Below are 16,605 nucleotides of genomic sequence, written 5' to 3'. Positions count from 1 at the left end.
TGCTCCGGAAGTCAGGGGTGCGTCATGGGTGGGGACCTCGATGCGGAACGGCAGGCCATCGCTGCGCAATTGCCCGCTGTCATCAAGCGGTTGCAGCGCCGCGCGGGCCGCACGGGAACGGTGAGCCAGGCGGCCTTCGCTGCCGAGGCCGCTCGGCTGGGCCTCGAGACCGATGAGCAGAAGGCGGGCCTGCGCAGAGGGCTTGCCGGGGTGGGTATCCGCTTGAAGGCCTCGCGTGCAACGCGGGAGTTAGGGCGCTCGCCTGCCGCGGCTTCTTCTCCCGGCGCGCAAGGGTTCGCGAGATCGCGCGCGGTGTTTGCGCCTCTCGGAGCGCAGGCGGTCGGGAACTCGACTGTGGACGTGCCTTCTCCCGCGGCTAAGCGCTTGGTCATGGCGCGCCAGATGCTTGCGCGGTACGCCGAGCCGGATGGGTCGGTCAGCAGGCTGGCTCGCGATGGTGTTGCGCGGCTCACCGGTCTCAGCAGCGCCGAGGCGCAGGAACTCACGACGGGCTTCCCGGTGACCCGGCCGTTGCCGCCTCAGGTGGCGGCACCCGTACGGCCGCGGACCGGCAAGAGACGGGACCGAGCCGCTGTCCCCGCGGAGGAACATCAGCATGCTGATGCCGTACGGGCTGCTCGCGTTGTGCTGGAGGAGGACCGGTGGCGTCGGGCTCCGGAGAAGACTCTGCTGAAGGCGGTGGAGGAGGTGGGGCTCGCGGTTCTTCTGCGTGGTGGCACCGGTGACCTCGGCAGGGACATTCCGGAGGAGGAGATCACGAAGCTTCCGCGCGAGGAGGAACAGTGGCGCGCCTTCGAGTGCCTGGTCCGCCACAATCGGCGCCTGGTGTGGGGCATCGCGCGTCACTACGAGGGGCGCGGGCTCGACAGGGAGGACCTCGAACAGCATGGGACCCTCGGCTTGATGCGGGCTGCGCGCAAGTTCGATGCGACCAAGGGCTACAAGTTCTCGACGTACGCGACGTGGTGGATCAAGCAGAGCATCAGCCGCGGGATCGCTGACGAAGGCACCACGATCCGGATTCCCGTGCACTTCCATGAACGTGTCCACAAGGTCGCCAGCGCCGAGCGCAAGCTCCTGAGCGAGGGGCGCCCCCGGACCGTTGACAACGTCGCCTACGCCACGGGCCTCACCTTCGCCGAGGTGGAGGAGGTGCGCAAACTCAGCAGGCCCACGGACTCGCTCGACCGGATCATTGGCGACGATACCGCGTTGGGCGAACTGATAGCCGGGCCCTGCCGTCTGCCGAGCCCCTGTGCGGCAGCGCTGCGCAAGGAGTTCTACGTGGAGCTGGGAGCTCTCCTTGAGACCTTCGCCGAACGCGAGCGCTACATCATCGTCTGGCGCACAGGAATGGATGGTGGCGAGCGCCGAACGCTGGACGAGATCGGCGTCGCCTTCGGCGTCACGCGGGAGCGGATCCGGCAGATCGAATCAAAGGTCATGCCGCTGGTCCGGGAGGAGTTGATGCGGCGCGGGCTCGCGCCTCGGCGCCGCTGAGCCGTCGCTGCCCGACGATCACGCTCCGCTCACCTTCCGCACCTCTAGCCTGTAAGGACCTTCATGGACCCGCGCCAGGAACTCGTCGACTACCTCACTCGCCAACTCGTAGGCCCCGCCTCAGGCGACGACGAGGTGCTCGACGCGCCGCCCGACCGTCAGTACCTGATGGGCACGCTGTACCCGCAGCAGGCCGAACTCGAGCGGCGGCTCTCGCATGCCGCTGAGGACCCGGACGGTACAGGCGCCGAGCAGGACGCCCCCGATTCGAGCCCGGCCGGCGACCCGTTGCCCGAGGGCAACAGTTGGCTCCCCGCATCGCTCGGCCTCAGCTTCTACACCGACGCGCCCGCGGTCGAGGTCAGTTGCACCGCAGCCCGCTACGAGACGCTGAAGAGCGAGCCCGGACGGGGCCGCCGCTGGCGCCGTATCGCGCTCCGGCTGGAGACGCACCTGATCGAGCCGGACCGTGACACCGTGCCCGTCCTCGAAGGGCGCGCCGAGATCCGGTTGACGCGCCGCGCCTACGGCACGGGAACTCTCGTCACCGTTGCCCTGGTCAATACGGCCCGTCACGACCTGTCTGACAGCAAGCCGCCGAGCTGGGACGACATGCTCTTCCAGTGCGGACTGACCGCCCGCCCCGTCGACGGCGCTGTCCTTCCGTATCCCAGCGTCCGGCTCGCCAGCCGCGACCCTGAAGAGCGCGAGCTGCGACTCCAGTACCGGCATGTCATCACCCGCGCCGTTGGCCACGGCTGCGCAGTACGCGAAATCGTGGCCAGTGACGGGACGATCGAGAGGCTCTCCTGTGAGCCGCTCCCGCGCGCCGAAGTGCCGGCCATCCGGCCCGGTGGCCCGCTGGACTCGCCCGCTCTCATGCTCGCCCACCTCGCGGACCCGGCCGTCGGAGTCGACCAACTCCGTGAGGAGCTGGGCGAGTTCGCGTCCACCTACCACGCCTGGTACGCGGGCCAGCTCGCCGTGGAAGTACCGTCCTGGGGCCAGGAGGCCGCAGACAGGATCCTCGGCCGCATCGGTCGGGCAGTCGCGCGTATCGAGTCGGGTGTGCGCACCTTGTGCGACCCCAACCGCCCTGAACTTCTCGCCGCCTTCCGGATCGCGCAGCGCACCATGCAGCTGCAGATGCGTCACTCCGCGCCCGACCTCGCGGGGCAGCGGAGGCAGCGTTCCGAGCCGACGGTCACAGACCCGGCGGTCGACGACACCGCAGCATGGCGACCCTTCCAGCTCGCGTTCTTCCTCCTCGCCCTCGACGGAGTGGCGGACTCGGAGCACCCCGACCGCGAGACGACGGACCTGATCTGGTTCCCGACAGGTGGTGGCAAGACCGAGGCGTACCTTCTGCTCGCCGCGTTCACCATCGCGCTGCGCCGGATCCGCGACGAAGGGGCCGGCACGGCCGTCCTCAGCCGATACACGCTGAGCCTGCTCACCACACAGCAGTTCCAGCGCGCGGCCACCACCATCTGCGCCCTGGAGTACCTCCGCAGCACCGAGCCGGACCTCGGGCTCGGCGGCGAGCCGATCACCATCGGACTCTGGGTCGGTGAGACCACCACGCCCAACAGCTTCGAGTCCGCGAAGAAGGCGTTCGACGATCAGCGCGTCGCCGCGCGTCCCGAGGACGTCTTCATCCTGGACCGCTGTCCTTGGTGCGGCACGCGCATCCTGCCCGCGGCCCGATCCAGCGTCCGAGCCGATTACGGCATCCGTGCAGAGCCGGACGAGTTCTCCTTCTACTGCACCCGCGACGACTGTCACTTCCATGACGACCTGCCGGTTGCCGTGGTCGACCAGCACCTCTACCGGGACCCGTCCACGTTCGTGCTCGGCACCGTCGACAAGTTCGCCCGGCTTGCCTGGGAGCGCGACTCCGGCCGGCTCTTCGGCGCCGGCACCACGAACCCGCCCCCGTCCCTGATCATCCAGGACGAGTTGCACCTGCTCACCGGACCGCTCGGCACCACCGTGGGCCTGTACGAGTCGGCGATCCTCGAACTGTGCACGGGCCCGGACGGCCGCCCACCGAAGATCGTCGCGGCCACCGCCACCATCCGTCGGTCGGCCGAACAGGTCCGCGCTCTCCACAACCAGGACGTCCAACTGTTCCCGCCGTCCGGACTCGACGCCCGCGACAGCTTCTTCGCTGTCCCCGACGAGGGCCGTCACGGCCGCCTCTATCTCGGAGTCATGGCACAGGGACACACCGCGGGCCGCGGCGCGGTCGCCACCACGGCGGCCATGCTCCAAGGCGTCCACCAGCTCCCCGAGGACCACCGCGACGATTACTGGACCCTCGTCGCCTACCACCACAGCCTGCGCGAGCTCGGCCGCACCGTCACCGCGGCCGGCGACGACATCCCCGCGCAGATCCGCGGTCTCGACGAGGGCACCGGCGTACGGGCACTCGGCGTTGGTGATGTCGAGGAGCTCACCAGCAACCTACCGCGAGCTGAACAGCCCATCCTTCTCGACCGCCTCGAACAGCCCTGGACGGACCCGCGCTCGGTCTCCTTCCTGCCCTGCACCAACATGCTCTCGGTTGGCGTCGACGTGAAGCGGCTTGCCTACATGCTCATGCAGGGCCAGCCCAAGACCACCGCCGAGTACATCCAGGCCACCAGCCGCGTGGGCCGCCACCGGGTGCCTGGCCTCGTCGTCACGTACTTCAACGCCACCCGCCCCCGCGACCGCTCCCACTATGAGACGTTCATCGACTACCACGGCGCCCTCTACCGCTTCGTCGAACCCGCCAGCATCACCCCGTGGTCGATCCCCGCCCGCCGACGCGCCCTGCACGCCGCCCTGGTCATCCTCGTACGCCACCGCCTCGGCCTGGCCGCCGAGAACGCTGCAGGACAATTCACCAGGCGACGGGCCGAAGCTGATGCGATCGCCGACGCGCTGGCTGTCCGCGCGGCGATCGCCGAGTGCGGTACCACGGACGGGGCGGGCAACGATGCCGTACGCGCCCAGGTACGCCGAGAGCTCGGCTACCACCTGGACGACTGGTGCAAGCAGGCCGAGACCGCGGCCGCCGAAGGCAAGGACCTCTACTACCGGAGCCAGGGAAAGGGCCAACACAACCTGCTCAAGGGCTTCGAGCAGCGGTACGGCCTGTGGGAGACACTCAACTCCATGCGCAGCGTGGACCGCGAATGCCAGATCACCGTGACGGGGGCAGGAAAGTGACGCGCAAACTCCGGATCCGCCAGGCGCAGACAGTGCTGCCGTTCGGCGTAGGCGCCGTGCTCGACATCCAGGGTGAGTCGTTCGTCGCCGCCGGCATCGAGGCCTGGCCGTACAAGGGCAAGACCCCCGTCCCGTCTGAGCGGCTCGCCACCCGGCTCGGTGTCACGGGCTTCTTCGCTGCTCCGCACACCCTCAACGACCGTTACGACAAGGCCGAGCAGCCCGGTGCGCCCTACGTCCGGTTCCCCGGATGGCTGTTCTGCGGGGCCTGCCGGGCCATGGTCCGCTTCCTGAGGGAGGACGAGCGGCCCGGTGAGCCGCCCGTCTGCACCTCGTGCGCGGCGGCACCGCGTCTGGCTCCGATGCGGTTCGTCCGGATCTGCCCGGACGGCCACCTCGACGACGTGGACTGGTGGTATTGGGCGCACTCGCAGCTCTCTCCCGAGGCCCGGGCGTCCTGCCCCGAGTCCGACGACGCCTGGAAGGCCCGCCGGCTCAGCTTCCTCGTCGCGGACCGCGCGTCGGGCCTCGAAGCGCTGTCCGTGCGCTGCGAAGCGAGCCATATGGGCTGCAACGACGGCGATGCCCAGCGTGATCTGCTCGACATTCTCGGCCCGCAGGGCGGCAGTTGCTCCGGCCGCAACCCCTGGCAGCACTGGACGGAGCGCGCCTCCTGCGGCCAGCAGGTCCACATCGTGCAGCGCACCGCGGGCAACGTCTACTACCCGTCCGTCTATTCGGCGCTGGACATCCCCGAGTCCGACGAACCGCCGCAGGCCGACCAGGACGCGGCAGCGGCCGTGCGTGGCCACGACTACTGGGACCTCCTGCTCGGCGCGCTGGGCAAGCCCCGGGCCGAAGCCTTCCGGGACATGATCAAAGAGGACACGGAAGCCCCCGACGACCTGATCGACCGGCTCATCGCGGAGGCCACCGGCGAACCCGTACCCCTGTCGGCGATCAAGCCCGCCACGGCCAAGTTCGACCTCAGCCGAGACGAGTGGAACGCCTTCGCCGCCACGCAGATCCCGGAACCCTCGAAGGACTTCTCGGCGCGTCGGACCAGTCTGGGACTCGAAGGCGAGAAAGAGGAGCCCTGGGCCACTCTTGCCTTGCTCGTCGACGGAGTCGTGCTCGCCGACCGCCTGCGGGAAGTACGCGCGCTGACGGGCTTCCGGCGCCACGCGCCGACCGGCACGCTCGTTCCGTCCGACACCAGCGGCCGGTTGCGCTGGCTTCCTGCCGTCGAGGTCTACGGCGAGGGCATCGTGCTCAGCCTCGACGAGCAGCGCCTGGCCGAATGGGAGAACGACCCGCGGGTCCGCGTCCACGTCGGGGACGTCCGGGCCGACCTCGACGACTCGTTCCGCAAGGAGCAGCTGGAGGAGACCGCCGGCGAAGAGCTCTCGCCGCGCTTCGTCCTCCTCCACACCCTTGCGCACCTCCTGATCCGCCAGCTCTCCTTCGACTCCGGCTACACCACGTCGAGCCTCCGCGAACGCGTCTACGGGCGCCCTGAGTTCGGGCAGCACGGCGTGCTGATCTACGCGGCGGCCGGAGACGCCGAAGGCACCCTCGGCGGCCTGGTCCGCCAGGGCGAAGCGCCGCATTTCACCGAGACGCTCATCCGCATGCTGGAGGCGGCGGCCTGGTGCTCGGCTGACCCGCTCTGTGCTGAGCACACCGGCCAGGGCTTCGGCAACCTCAACCGGGCCGCCTGTCACGCCTGCACGCTGCTCCCCGAGACGAGCTGCCAGACCGGCAACACCCTCCTCGACCGCGCCCTCGTCGTCGGCTCCGCCACCGTGCCCGGCTACTTCTCCGACGTCCTCACCGCCAGCCGCGAAGCGGCGGCCGCAACCGCTCTGGGATGACCCATGACCGCCACGAACCCCGCCCCGACCGGCGCCGTACTCCACCCTGACCTCACGCAGGCCCAGCGTGGCTGCCTCGACGCACTGCCCCTGACCGGCAGACACCTCGTCAGCGGCCCGCCAGGCAGCGGCAAGAGCCTCATCGCCGCGCACCGCGCGGTGCACCTTGCGCTCACCGGCCGGCCCACGGTCCTGCTGACCCGCTCCAACCTCCTACGCCAGCTTCTCCAGCCCACGCTCAGCCATCTCACGGTCCCGGGCGCGGACCTCAAGGCCTCAACCGTGCACAGTTGGATCAGGGGCCGATTCGACCGCAGCGCGGCCGAGACGGCGGACGGCTGGTTCGACTGGAACGCGCTCACTGCGATGGCGGCCGCCAGCATCGATGAGAGCGAGGCGACGGTGTCTCCGCACCTTGTCATCGACGAGGGCCAGGACCTGCCGCCCGGCCTCTACAAGATGGCCCGCCTGGCCGCGGTGTCGGTCACGGTGCTTGCTGACGAGTGCCAGCGCCTCACGGAGACGAACTCGACGCTGGACGAGATCGCCTCCGCCCTGGGCGGCGCGACCCGGCGCCACAAGATCGAGGGCAACCACCGCAACACCCGCGAGATCGCCTCCTTCGCCGAGCACTTCCGCGTCGGTGGTGCTCGTCCCGTCCTACCCTTCCGGAGTGGGCCGCGGCCCGAGATCCGCCGCTACTCGGGCTCGAAGGGCATAGCCGACGACATCGCCGCCTTGGCCGTCCGCGCGCCGAAGCAACGCATCGGCGTCATCGTGAACTCGCTGCGCACGGGAGCCGACCTGATGCGCCGCCTGGAGCGCGCGAACCTCCCCTCCGAGCCCCAGCTCTACAGCTCGGCGGCGACCCAGGGCGGCCGCTACCGCGACCTCGACCTGATCCGCCCCGGCGTCGTCCTCGTCCACCGCGCGAGCGCCAAGGGTCTCGACTTCGACACCGTCGTCATCGCTGACACGGAGACGGACACCGCCGCCGACCCCACCGATGCGACGCTCCGCATGGCGTACTACGTCATGGCCACGCGGGCCCGCGAGAGCCTGATCCTGGGCTGGCAGGGCACGCGGGTTCCGCGGCATCTGGAGGGATTGAACGGACTGGTCAGCAGGGCCTGAGCCGCTGCCACCGGCACAGTCGGCGCGGGTGTCCCCGCCTTATCGCCGGGACGGCAGGACGATCGCCGCGCCCGGGAGAGCGCTGCCTTCCGCCATCTGGCCGTGCCCCTGTTGGCGAAGCTGCCCGAGTCGGACGAGCTGAGTGTCCAGAGCGGCTTTGTCGTCACGGGCCATGGCGCTGCGCAGCGCGTCCCGGGCGGCGATGACCTGGGTGCGCAGTGTGGTGGGGTAGGCGTCCTGTTCGGCGAGGCGGATGGTGTAGAGCGCGTTACGGATGGCCGGGTCGATGCCGTCCGACAGGTCCGTCATGCGTTCGGTGGCCGCCCGCATCGCGGCCGTGTCCATGGACTCGCGCGCGTCGTTGACGGCCTCGGCCACGTTCCGTAGATCCACCAGGAGCGCCGCCGGCAGCAGTCCACGACCGCTCTGCGCGAACATCGTCGCGCCCGCGTGGGTGCTCCGGGTCCGGCTGCACAGGTCCAGGGTGTCGCGAGCGGAGTCGAGGAACCCGTCGAGGGAGCGGCTCACGGTCTCTCCGCGACCGAGGGCCGCGAGGTCAGTCATGGTCTCGGTGAGCGCGTCGCGTTCGGCGTGGGTGAGCCCCTCCTTCCAGGTGTCCAGGAACTCGGCGTAGCGGGCCTGCAGTGCGGCGGCCTTCCGGCCGAGGGCGGGGGAGACCAGGTTGCGCCGGAGTTCGGCGCCACACCAGTCCTCGGAGCCGATGCGGTACCTCAGGCCGATGGTCCGGTCGGCGTCGAGCCGTACCTGGAGGGTGAGCGGCACGTCGCCCCGGAGTCCATCGGGGCTCTCATGGACGAAGCCGCCGCAGAACTCGTTGCGCCGCGCCGAGCGCAGGTGCGGTCCTTCCCAGAGGTTGATTCCCAGGGAGGTGCCGTTGTCGCTGCGGATCGCGAGGTCGTCCACCCGGTGCCATTCGGTCGGGTACGGGGTGCCGCCGGGGAAGAGAACCTCCACTGTGCTGTCCGCCAGTTCAACGCCGATGTCCTGGGCCGTGACCTGTTGGGGGAGGGCGGTGCCGAAGTCGCTGCCGCAGAACGAACAGGCGCTGAGACCCGCGGCGTTGATCATGGAACAGCCGGGACACTTCAGGCCGCCGGAGTCCAGGACCGCGTCGCAGTCCCCGCACACGGTCGCGCCGGCGGGGTTGTCGTCGCGGCCGCAGGCAGGACACTCGGCGGGGGCGACGGCCGGGGCGGCCGCGCGCAGTCCAGACAGATCCGTGGCGCACACGGGGCAGCCGCCGGTGAGTTCGGGGGCGGGGACGTGACAGTCCGGGCAGTCGACCGTGGTCGTACCGAGGAGCGGTGTGGCGCATGCCGGGCAGGCCTCGGAGTCGACGGGGATCTTCTCGACGGTGCAGGTCTCGGACGGGCAGTCGAGCGTGCGGAGGAGTCCGGCCTCCACGGCTGCGCCGTGAGCGACGGCTGTCATGGGGTCCACCGCATCCGACACCGTGTCCGTCCCGAAGAGGTCCTGGAGGCCGCGTCGGACGGCCGGGACGAGGGTGGAGCCACCGACCAGCAGGACCCGCTGGACGTCCTCGGGCGTCGCGCTGTACTCCGTCAGTACCGTCTCGACCGTCTCCCGCATCCTGCGCAGGTGACCGGCGATGAGTTCCTCGAACTCGGTGCGCAGTACCGTCCCTGACCAGGAGCCGCCCTGCCGCCCCAGCGGGGCGAGGATCACCTCCGAGGTGTCCTGCGCGGACAGTTCGATCTTCGCTCGCTCGGCGGCGGCCCGGATGCGAGAGGCGTCACCGTCCCCGTCGTGGTCGCGCCCGCCGAGCCGCTCCCGCAGATGCGTGTCGAGCAGCGCATCGAAGTCGGCACCGCCGAGGAGGTTGTCCCCGCCCAGCGCGGCCACCGAGAAGTGGCCGGGTCCGAGCGTCAGGAGCGACACGTCGAAGGTGCCGCCGCCCAGGTCGAAGACGAGCACGGTGGCGTAGTCCTTGAGACCACCCTCTCCCGGGCGGACCCCGAAGGCATGCGCGGCGGCCGTCGGTTCCTGCACGATGCGCGCCACGTGGAAACCGGCGAGCCGTCCGGCCGCACGCACGGCGTCGAACTGCGGCTCGGCGAAGTACGCGGGCACGGTGATCACCGCGCGTCGGAACGAGACTCCCGCCGCGTCCTCGGCGTCCGTCCTGAGCCGGCGGAGCAGGACGGCGGAGACCTGTATGGGGGAGAGCCAGTGCGACCCGAGCTGGATCTCCACCGCACCGTCGGCGCTTTCCCGGACGGGCGGGGCGTCGTCGGGCCGGGTCTTCAGCGCCTGCTGGACGAGCTCGTCGTCCCAGCGGCGCCCGATCAGCCGCTTGACCTCCGTGATCACTGAACGGGGGTCGCCGCCCCGCCAGTTGAGGGCCTCCTGCCCGACGAGCAGGGCGCCGTCGGGGTCGACCCCGACGGCGGAGGGGGTCGCCCGGTCGCCGTCCCGGTTGTGCAGGACGGTGGGGACGCCGTCGCGCATCCAGGTTGTGACGGAGTTGGTGGTGCCGAGATCGATGCCGAGAGTCCGGTGCATGAAGGCGTGCTTCCTGATCGTCTTGGTACGGCGGAGGAGGGGGGTGATACGGGTTCAGGTGCGGCGGGACCGGCGGCGTCCCAGCGCCGCCCATGGTTTGAGCAGAAGCCGCCGCTGGGAGCGGGTGGTGCGCCGGGGCTGGGCTCGCACGGGTCCGGGCACAGACTCGGGCTCCTGTACGGGATCGGGTGCGGACTCCGGCGCGGGTCCCGGCACCGAGACGACCACCTGGGCGGGCCGCAAGGTGTCGGAGCCCTGCCGGAAGCCGGTGACCTTCTCCCGCAGCACAGTGCCGCCCGGATGGCTGGGGTGCGGCTCGGTACCGACGACACGCATCTCCGCCGGGTCGACGGCCCTGCCCACGACGTCCATCGGGCTGACGTCGTACCGCTCGAGCTCCACGCGCAGCATCAGATGGGCCGCCTCGATCTGCTGGCCCAGCGCGAGGGCCGCCGAAGCCGTCTCGCGCGCGGACCGCGCCGTGTGCAGGACACCGGCCCGGCCGCGGGTGTCTGCGAGCAGGTCGTCCAGCGCGAGCAGCGAACCCAGGAGGGCCTGCAGCCGCCCGTCGGCAGCCTTACGTTTCTCGGAGAGGACGGCGACCCGGCGCCGCAGCTTGTCGAGCTCGGACGGTGGACCACCGGCATCGGCGGAGGTGAGACCGGCGCCGGTCATGGGCGTTCCTCGGTGTCGTGGCGGGGCAGGGGAGGGGTGAGCATCTCGGCCACGAGGGCGTCGACGGGGGTGTGGGAGTTCTGGTTGGCCCGGTGAACGAGCGCGTGCCGGGCCGGATCCTTCCGGGCCGCGGAGTCGGTCAGTTCCGGGGCCGCCAGCCTCCAGAGCTTCGGGGGCCGGGTGCCCAGCGGCACGTCGGGGAGGAGCTCGTGGAGTGTGGGGCCGAACCAGGGGAGCGGGGGCAGATCCGTGTCGGAGTGCTGGGGGGAAGGGGCGCCGGTGGTCAAAAGAGCGTGTCCTGTTCGGTGTCGGCGAGGCGGGAGCGACGGGCAGCGGAGCCGAAGAGCGGGGCCTGGCGCGGGAGTCCGGCGCCGACCCGCTCCGCGCTGGCGCGGTCGCGCCGCGCGCCGCCGGGGTCGCCCGCCCGCTCGCGATCCCGGGCACGGTTCAGGTAGGCGGCCTCCACGATCTGGTCGAAGCGCCCGTTGACCCCGGTCCGCATCAGGTCCCGAAGGAACAGCTCGATGACGTCGGACGGAGGCTCGGCGGCGTCCAGATACTCCGCAAGGTCGAGGAGCGCGCTTTCCAGGTCTCCCTGGGCGTGGTGGTCGGTGGGGCTGGGCAGTGTCACGGCCGTGTGCAGCAGCGCGACACGGCGTTCGAGGTCGGCCCGGTTCCGCTCGGGGGAGAGGTCATCGGCGGCGGTGACTAGGAGGTCCATGAGCAGCTCGTCGACGTCCGCCTCGTCGTACGTGTCCTCCGGATCGATGCACATGAGTATCGCGTGTGCGGCGCGCTGTGCCTCGGCCGTGTGTCCCCGGGTTGCGGCGGAGACGGCCACATCCGCGTAGTGGTCCTCCAGCCACATCCTCGCCTCCGCGCAGTCCGGATCCCGTGCGAGCAGGCCCTGCACCTCGTCGGCCGTGAGCGCGTCCCCCGCGTATTCGCCGTCGAGCGCCCGGCTCAGATCCTCCCTCAGATGGTCGTCGAGGCCCGCCCTGGCGTCCGGATTCCCGGGTGTCACGGCCAGGGCGCGGGCGAAGTGGCTCCGGCTCTCCTCGGGATCGGAGGCCACGAACTCCCGGCCCCGCCGCACCAGTTCGGCAGCCAGCTCGGCTGCCAGGGAGGCGTCCTGCGGCAGGAGCGCGTGGGCCTGTTCGAGTCCTTTGATCCGTACGCGGGGAGAGTTGTCGCCCCCGGTACGGCTCCGCCCGACGTTGTTCCCCGCGTGCAGGACGGCGGCCCGTTCGTCCGCCCGGAGGGTGTGCCCGAGTCGCACTGCCGCACCGATGTCGACGAGCGCCTCGCTCCACCTGCCGCCCCGCACCCGGCTCATGCCGCGGGCGGCGAGGGCCCGGGCCAGCGGCTCGGCGCACGCGTGGTGGCCGGGCAGCTCGGCCGGCCAGGTGCCGGGATCGGGGTGGCGGGCCGTGTAGGCGGCGAGGAGGCCGCTGCCCCGGCCGTCCTGGACGAGGTGCCAGGCGGCTTCCCGGAGGGAGACCAGGGCGTGCGGTCCAGCATCCGTGGGGGTGTGGGAGAGGAACACGGAACGGGCCGCGCGCTCGGCCGCCCAGGCCGTGTGCCAGGCGGAGAGAGCGTCCCGCTCGGCCCGGACATCCAAAGCGTGCAGCAGGTCGGCGACACGGCCGCGCAGTCGGGCGAGGGCCTGCTCCCAGAGAGCGTCGGACACGGGTGCGCCACGGCGTTCGGTGAGCAGGGCGCGGAAGTCGCCCGGGTCCTCCTCGTCCAGGAGATGCGCCCACAACACGATCGCGACGGACGCGGTACCGGAGTCGGTGTGCCGTCCTTCCCGCGTCAGTTCGTGCAGGGCGCTCACGGCGAGGGCGTGGACGATGCCGGTCCCCACCTCGTCGAGGTCCTCGGGGCACCGCCGCCTCGCCTCGGGCCAGTTACCGGCTCGTGCGGCCAGCGCGCCGAGCAGAGCGTCGTGGCGCTTGGCGGCCGGATCGGTTCCGGGCGGGCCGAACTCCTCCCGGAGCCGCTGCAGAAGCGGTCGTACGACGTCGAACTCGGCGCGCAGAAACGCCTTTTCGGCCATGGCCAGCAGGGATTCCGTCGTGAAGTCTGGGCAGGGATTCCAGATACCGTCCACCTGCACGTGCTGTCGCCCCTTCAATCCCCCATGTAAGAAGAGCCACCGTAGGGAGGCGTGTTGGCGACGTCAACGCGCTCACGGTGTGGCGGCCGATCTTGGCGCGATTTCGCTTTAGTGCGGGAGACGGAATCTGTCAGGCGCGGGCGTTGCTCGTGCGCGACGCCGTCAGCAGGGCTCGGACGGTCTTGCCGGACGGCGGGTAGGGGACGCAGTCCCACGTGTCGGCGAGCGCGGCGACGAGCAGCAGCCCGCGCCCGCCGGCCTCGACCGAGGTGGGCTCGTGTGCGGGAGGGCGAGGTTGTCGGTCGCCCCGGGCGTCGGTGACCTCGATGCGGAGGTGCTGCGCGGGCGGGGCGTAGGCGAGCGCCAGACGGAAGTCGCGGCCGGGGACACGGCCGTGCAGGACAGCGTTCGCGGCGAGCTCGGCCACGACGAGCTCGGCACGCTCCGTGAGGTCCGGCAGCACGCGCCATGAGTGCAGCTCGGTGACCGTGAGGAGCCTGGCGAGACGGGCGCCGCGCGGCGTGGACGAGAACTGCTGCGCGAATGTCCTTGCTGGGTAGATCAGTTGGGGGAGTGCTTGGTTCATGATGTCAGCGTGGTGGGCCCGGGGCGGCTGACGCGAGGCTGACACCACGTACGGGGAGTCAGCGTACGGGCACGCGAGGTGGATAGTACGGGCTAGACGTCGTCACGCTGTGTGGGCAAGATCCGTGCGGCAGGGGTGCGAGGAGAGGGGCCGCGGATGGACAGCGTCGATGGGGGCCAGGTCGAGAGCGCCGTCGAGAGTGAGGGCGACTGGGAGCGGGAGCCGCGTCCGTCGGACAGTCTGCGCACGTTCGGCGCGGTCGTCCAGGCGCTGCGGGAGCATGCGGGGCTCAGCCGGGCGGAGCTGGCCGCGCTTGTCCAGTACTCCAAACACACGGTGGAATCCGTGGAGTTGGGCCGCCGGATGCCGGACGAGACGTTCGTCGAGCGGACGGAGGAGGCGCTGGGCAACACTGGTGCGTTACGTAAGGCAGCCCGTCATCTGAGTCGGGGAGAGGCGGGGCTGGCGGCGTGGTTCCGGCGCTGGGCCAGGCTTGAGCGGGAGGCGGTGAGTCTTTGTACGTACGAGTGCCGGCTGGTTCCGGGGTTGTTGCAGTCGGAGGGGTATGCGCGGGCGCTGTTCGAGAATCGTCTTCCGTTGCTTACGGACGACCAACTTGAGGCTCAGCTGGCGGCGAGGATGGACCGCCAGCGGATACTGCTGGAGCGGGTGACCGTCCCCTTCCATTTCATCGTGGAGGAGGCAGTGTTCCGCCGTAGGCTCGGTGGCCGCGATGTCTGGAGGGGGCAGCTGGAGCATGTTTTGGAGCGGACCGCGCCACGCCATGTAACCCTGCAAGTCATGCCGACGGACGCTGAGTTCCACTCCTGTATGGATGGACCGGTGCGACTGCTGGAGACCGCTCAGCGGCGACGGCTCGCCTACTCCGAAGGGCAGGAGAACGGGCGGTTGATCTCCGGCCCGCAAGAGGTGAGTTGCCTCTACCAGCGCTATGACACACTGCGCTCTCAGGCCCTGAACGCCAAGGACTCGCGGGGTCTGCTGGAGCGACTCCGAGGAGAGCTATGAACACGACGACGGATCTGGCGTGGTTCAAGTCCAGCTACAGCGGGAGCTCGGGCGATGACTGCGTGGAGATCGCGATCGCCGAACAGGCCGTCCACGTACGGGACTCCAAGGACCTGGCCCGCCCGGCCTTCGCTGTGGGGCGCGAGGGCTGGGCGCCCTTTGTGAGGTTCGTGTCGGGGCACTGAAGGAGCGGTGTGCCACCCTGGAGCGATCGGCGGCGCACCCTACCTCACTCAGGTGAGTGTGTTGCGCAGGTGCGGGCCGAGGTAGCCCACGTAGACCTTCCCGGAGCGGGGGCCGTCCTCGTAGAAGTGGAGACGCGGGGCGATGGTGTTGCCGCCCCCGACCTTGAGATGGGCCTGCATGAAGACTCGGCCGCTCGGGTCGACCGCCTCCGGAACGGGGAGCATGCGCTCGCCGCGCAGTTTGCCGTTCTTGGCAACCGTGTCGGACTCCCGCATGGCTACCTTGGCCGCCGGGAACGGGACGCCGCTGGACGCCTCTGACTTGCACCAGCTCAGGAAGTCGCCGGAAGCCTTACAGTTTGCCGAGGCCTCGGCGAAGTGGTTGAGAGCGAGGAGGCCGTCCCAGGCCACGCTCAGCCAGTTGTCGACCGACTGGCTGTCGAGCCTCTGAGTGGTCTTGGCGTTTCCGGTGAAGGCAAGGAAGGGGAGCTCTTCCAACCGGTCGAGCAGGTCGGCGAATGTCTCTGGATAGGCGATCGTCGGGGCGTCGGCCGTACCGTAGGCCGTGGCGAAGTCCCCTGCGGCTTCCAGTCGCTCTCGTAAAAAGCGGATAAGGCGCTGGGATTCCTGGAACTTTTCGTACAGCTCTTCGTTCTCCCCGCGCAGTTCGTCGCTTCCCCGCTCGGCCTTGGCGAGTTCCGCGTACAGATCGTTGAGCTCGTTGACGCGCAGCGCCTCTGCCTGTTCTGCCTCGTCCAGCAGCGAGGTCAGGGCGACGTTGTCCTTACGGAGCTTGGCGATGTCCGAACCGTCCGAACTCGGCCGGGGACGCGTCCGCTGACGCGGGACACTGACCAGGGCGTCGGGCAGCACGTGACGGGAGGCGAGTCGTTGCGGGAGCGCGGCGAGTATCTTCGCGGCGCGGCGCACATCGGCTTCGACGGTCCTCCGGGACATTACGGGATGCCGCTGCGCATCAGGCTTCCACGCCGGATCGAGTCCCGGTACGTACGTGCGGACGCCGCCGCCGAACACCGGGTGGTACTCCAGCGCGGTGTTGAACCCGACCTGAGCCTCCGGTGTGAGGACGTACAGCACCGCCAGTCCATGGAGATTCCGGAACAGCGGCTCCACGACCGAACTCGACCATGCGTCAGGGTTCTTGCCGTACGGCACGGTGGCGATGACGACCGGCATCCGGCGGTTCGTGTCACACAGCTCTTCGAGCAGGTCGTCCACATCGTCGGCCTCGATGAAGGCCGGAGACGTGGTGACGTCAGCCTGGCCGTCACGCGCTTCCAGCGCATCGAGGAGAGACCGGGCGATGCCCGGAGTGTTGGCGGGCGTGGGGAATTCGCCCGCAGTGGCCGGCTGGTGCTCGATGTCGACCTGCACCCAGGTGCTGCCCCTGTCCTTTGGAAGCCCGGAACGCACGATGAGCGTCGACTGCCAGGTGCCCGAGGTGGCAGAAGGTGTCTCGCGCATGCGCCACCGGCTGTACGCGCCGTTCATGCCGGACTCGGAGTCGCGGTCGAGGGTCGCGTGGGCAGCGATCTCGGTCCGTCCCTCCTCAAGCCCGGAGGTGTCGTACTGCTTGGTGGTCTTGAGCCATTCGATCAGCTCCCGCTCCGCTATGGCGCAAGTGCCGACGTAGTCCGATTCGGTCGACACCACCATGCGGTAGCCGCGTGCCTCCATCGACTGTCTCCTCTCCAGGTGCGA

General features: G+C 70.1%; 12 protein-coding genes. 6 read left to right on the top strand and 6 right to left on the bottom strand.

The genetic code is table 11. The features are described from left to right. The first annotated feature begins 24 nt into the window (after positions 1-24). The 4 genes from ACWFR4_RS04610 to ACWFR4_RS04595 all read left to right on the top strand — a co-directional run bounded on the left by ACWFR4_RS04610 (position 25) and on the right by ACWFR4_RS04595 (position 7,745). Positions 25-1,521 carry a sigma-70 family RNA polymerase sigma factor gene (locus ACWFR4_RS04610; RefSeq protein WP_453650812.1) on the top strand — a complete coding sequence of 499 codons (1,497 nt, stop codon included), beginning with the start codon at positions 25-27 and terminating at the stop codon, positions 1,519-1,521. Between the two features lie 63 nt (positions 1,522-1,584). Beyond that, positions 1,585-4,737, top strand: coding sequence for a helicase-related protein (locus ACWFR4_RS04605; protein ID WP_453650810.1), 3,153 nt, complete (start codon positions 1,585-1,587; stop codon positions 4,735-4,737). Continuing rightward, positions 4,734-6,611, top strand: coding sequence for a DrmB family protein (gene drmB, locus ACWFR4_RS04600; RefSeq protein ID WP_453650808.1), 1,878 nt, complete (start codon positions 4,734-4,736; stop codon positions 6,609-6,611). Before ACWFR4_RS04605 ends, drmB begins: the two co-directional genes overlap by 4 nt. A 3-nt stretch (positions 6,612-6,614) precedes the next feature. Further along, complete coding sequence (locus ACWFR4_RS04595; protein ID WP_453650806.1) at positions 6,615-7,745, top strand: AAA family ATPase; 1,131 nt, start codon at positions 6,615-6,617, stop codon at positions 7,743-7,745. A gap of 39 nt (positions 7,746-7,784) precedes the next feature. On the opposite strand, the gene ACWFR4_RS04590 is transcribed toward ACWFR4_RS04595, so the two are convergent. The 5 genes from ACWFR4_RS04590 to ACWFR4_RS04570 all read right to left on the bottom strand — a co-directional run bounded on the left by ACWFR4_RS04590 (position 7,785) and on the right by ACWFR4_RS04570 (position 13,669). After that, positions 7,785-10,289, bottom strand: coding sequence for an Hsp70 family protein (locus tag ACWFR4_RS04590; protein ID WP_453650804.1), 2,505 nt, complete (start codon positions 10,287-10,289; stop codon positions 7,785-7,787). 54 nt (positions 10,290-10,343) lie between these two features. Continuing rightward, positions 10,344-10,964 carry a nucleotide exchange factor GrpE gene (locus tag ACWFR4_RS04585; protein WP_453650802.1) on the bottom strand — a complete coding sequence of 207 codons (621 nt, stop codon included), beginning with the start codon at positions 10,962-10,964 and terminating at the stop codon, positions 10,344-10,346. Beyond that, a complete protein-coding gene (locus ACWFR4_RS04580) occupies positions 10,961-11,251 on the bottom strand; it encodes a hypothetical protein (protein WP_453650800.1) in 291 nt (96 codons plus the stop codon). The genes ACWFR4_RS04585 and ACWFR4_RS04580 overlap by 4 nt, the downstream gene beginning before the upstream one ends. Continuing rightward, positions 11,248-13,083, bottom strand: a complete 1,836-nt coding sequence (locus ACWFR4_RS04575) for a hypothetical protein (protein WP_453650798.1) — start codon at positions 13,081-13,083, stop codon at positions 11,248-11,250. The genes ACWFR4_RS04580 and ACWFR4_RS04575 overlap by 4 nt, the downstream gene beginning before the upstream one ends. A 130-nt stretch (positions 13,084-13,213) precedes the next feature. Further along, positions 13,214-13,669 (bottom strand): ATP-binding protein, encoded by a 456-nt coding sequence (locus ACWFR4_RS04570; protein ID WP_453650797.1) that lies wholly within the window; start codon positions 13,667-13,669, stop codon positions 13,214-13,216. 156 nt (positions 13,670-13,825) lie between these two features. On the opposite strand from ACWFR4_RS04570, the gene ACWFR4_RS04565 reads away from it, so the two are divergent. Both ACWFR4_RS04565 and ACWFR4_RS04560 read left to right on the top strand, forming a co-directional pair. Next, positions 13,826-14,698 carry a helix-turn-helix domain-containing protein gene (locus ACWFR4_RS04565; RefSeq protein ID WP_453650795.1) on the top strand — a complete coding sequence of 291 codons (873 nt, stop codon included), beginning with the start codon at positions 13,826-13,828 and terminating at the stop codon, positions 14,696-14,698. After that, the gene (locus ACWFR4_RS04560) at positions 14,695-14,883 is read left to right on the top strand and encodes a DUF397 domain-containing protein (protein ID WP_453650793.1); all 189 of its coding nucleotides are present in this window, start codon (positions 14,695-14,697) and stop codon (positions 14,881-14,883) included. The genes ACWFR4_RS04565 and ACWFR4_RS04560 overlap by 4 nt, the downstream gene beginning before the upstream one ends. Before the next feature lie 48 nt (positions 14,884-14,931). Here the strand turns inward: ACWFR4_RS04560 and ACWFR4_RS04555 are convergent, their stop codons facing one another. Then, positions 14,932-16,581, bottom strand: a complete 1,650-nt coding sequence (locus ACWFR4_RS04555) for a hypothetical protein (RefSeq protein WP_453650792.1) — start codon at positions 16,579-16,581, stop codon at positions 14,932-14,934. Between the last annotated feature and the right edge of the window lie 24 nt (positions 16,582-16,605).

This window comes from Streptomyces sp. NPDC055140, from assembly GCF_053607285.1.
The sequence above is the reverse complement of the archived record's forward strand: the minus strand, read 5'-3'. Positions and strand labels throughout refer to the sequence as shown.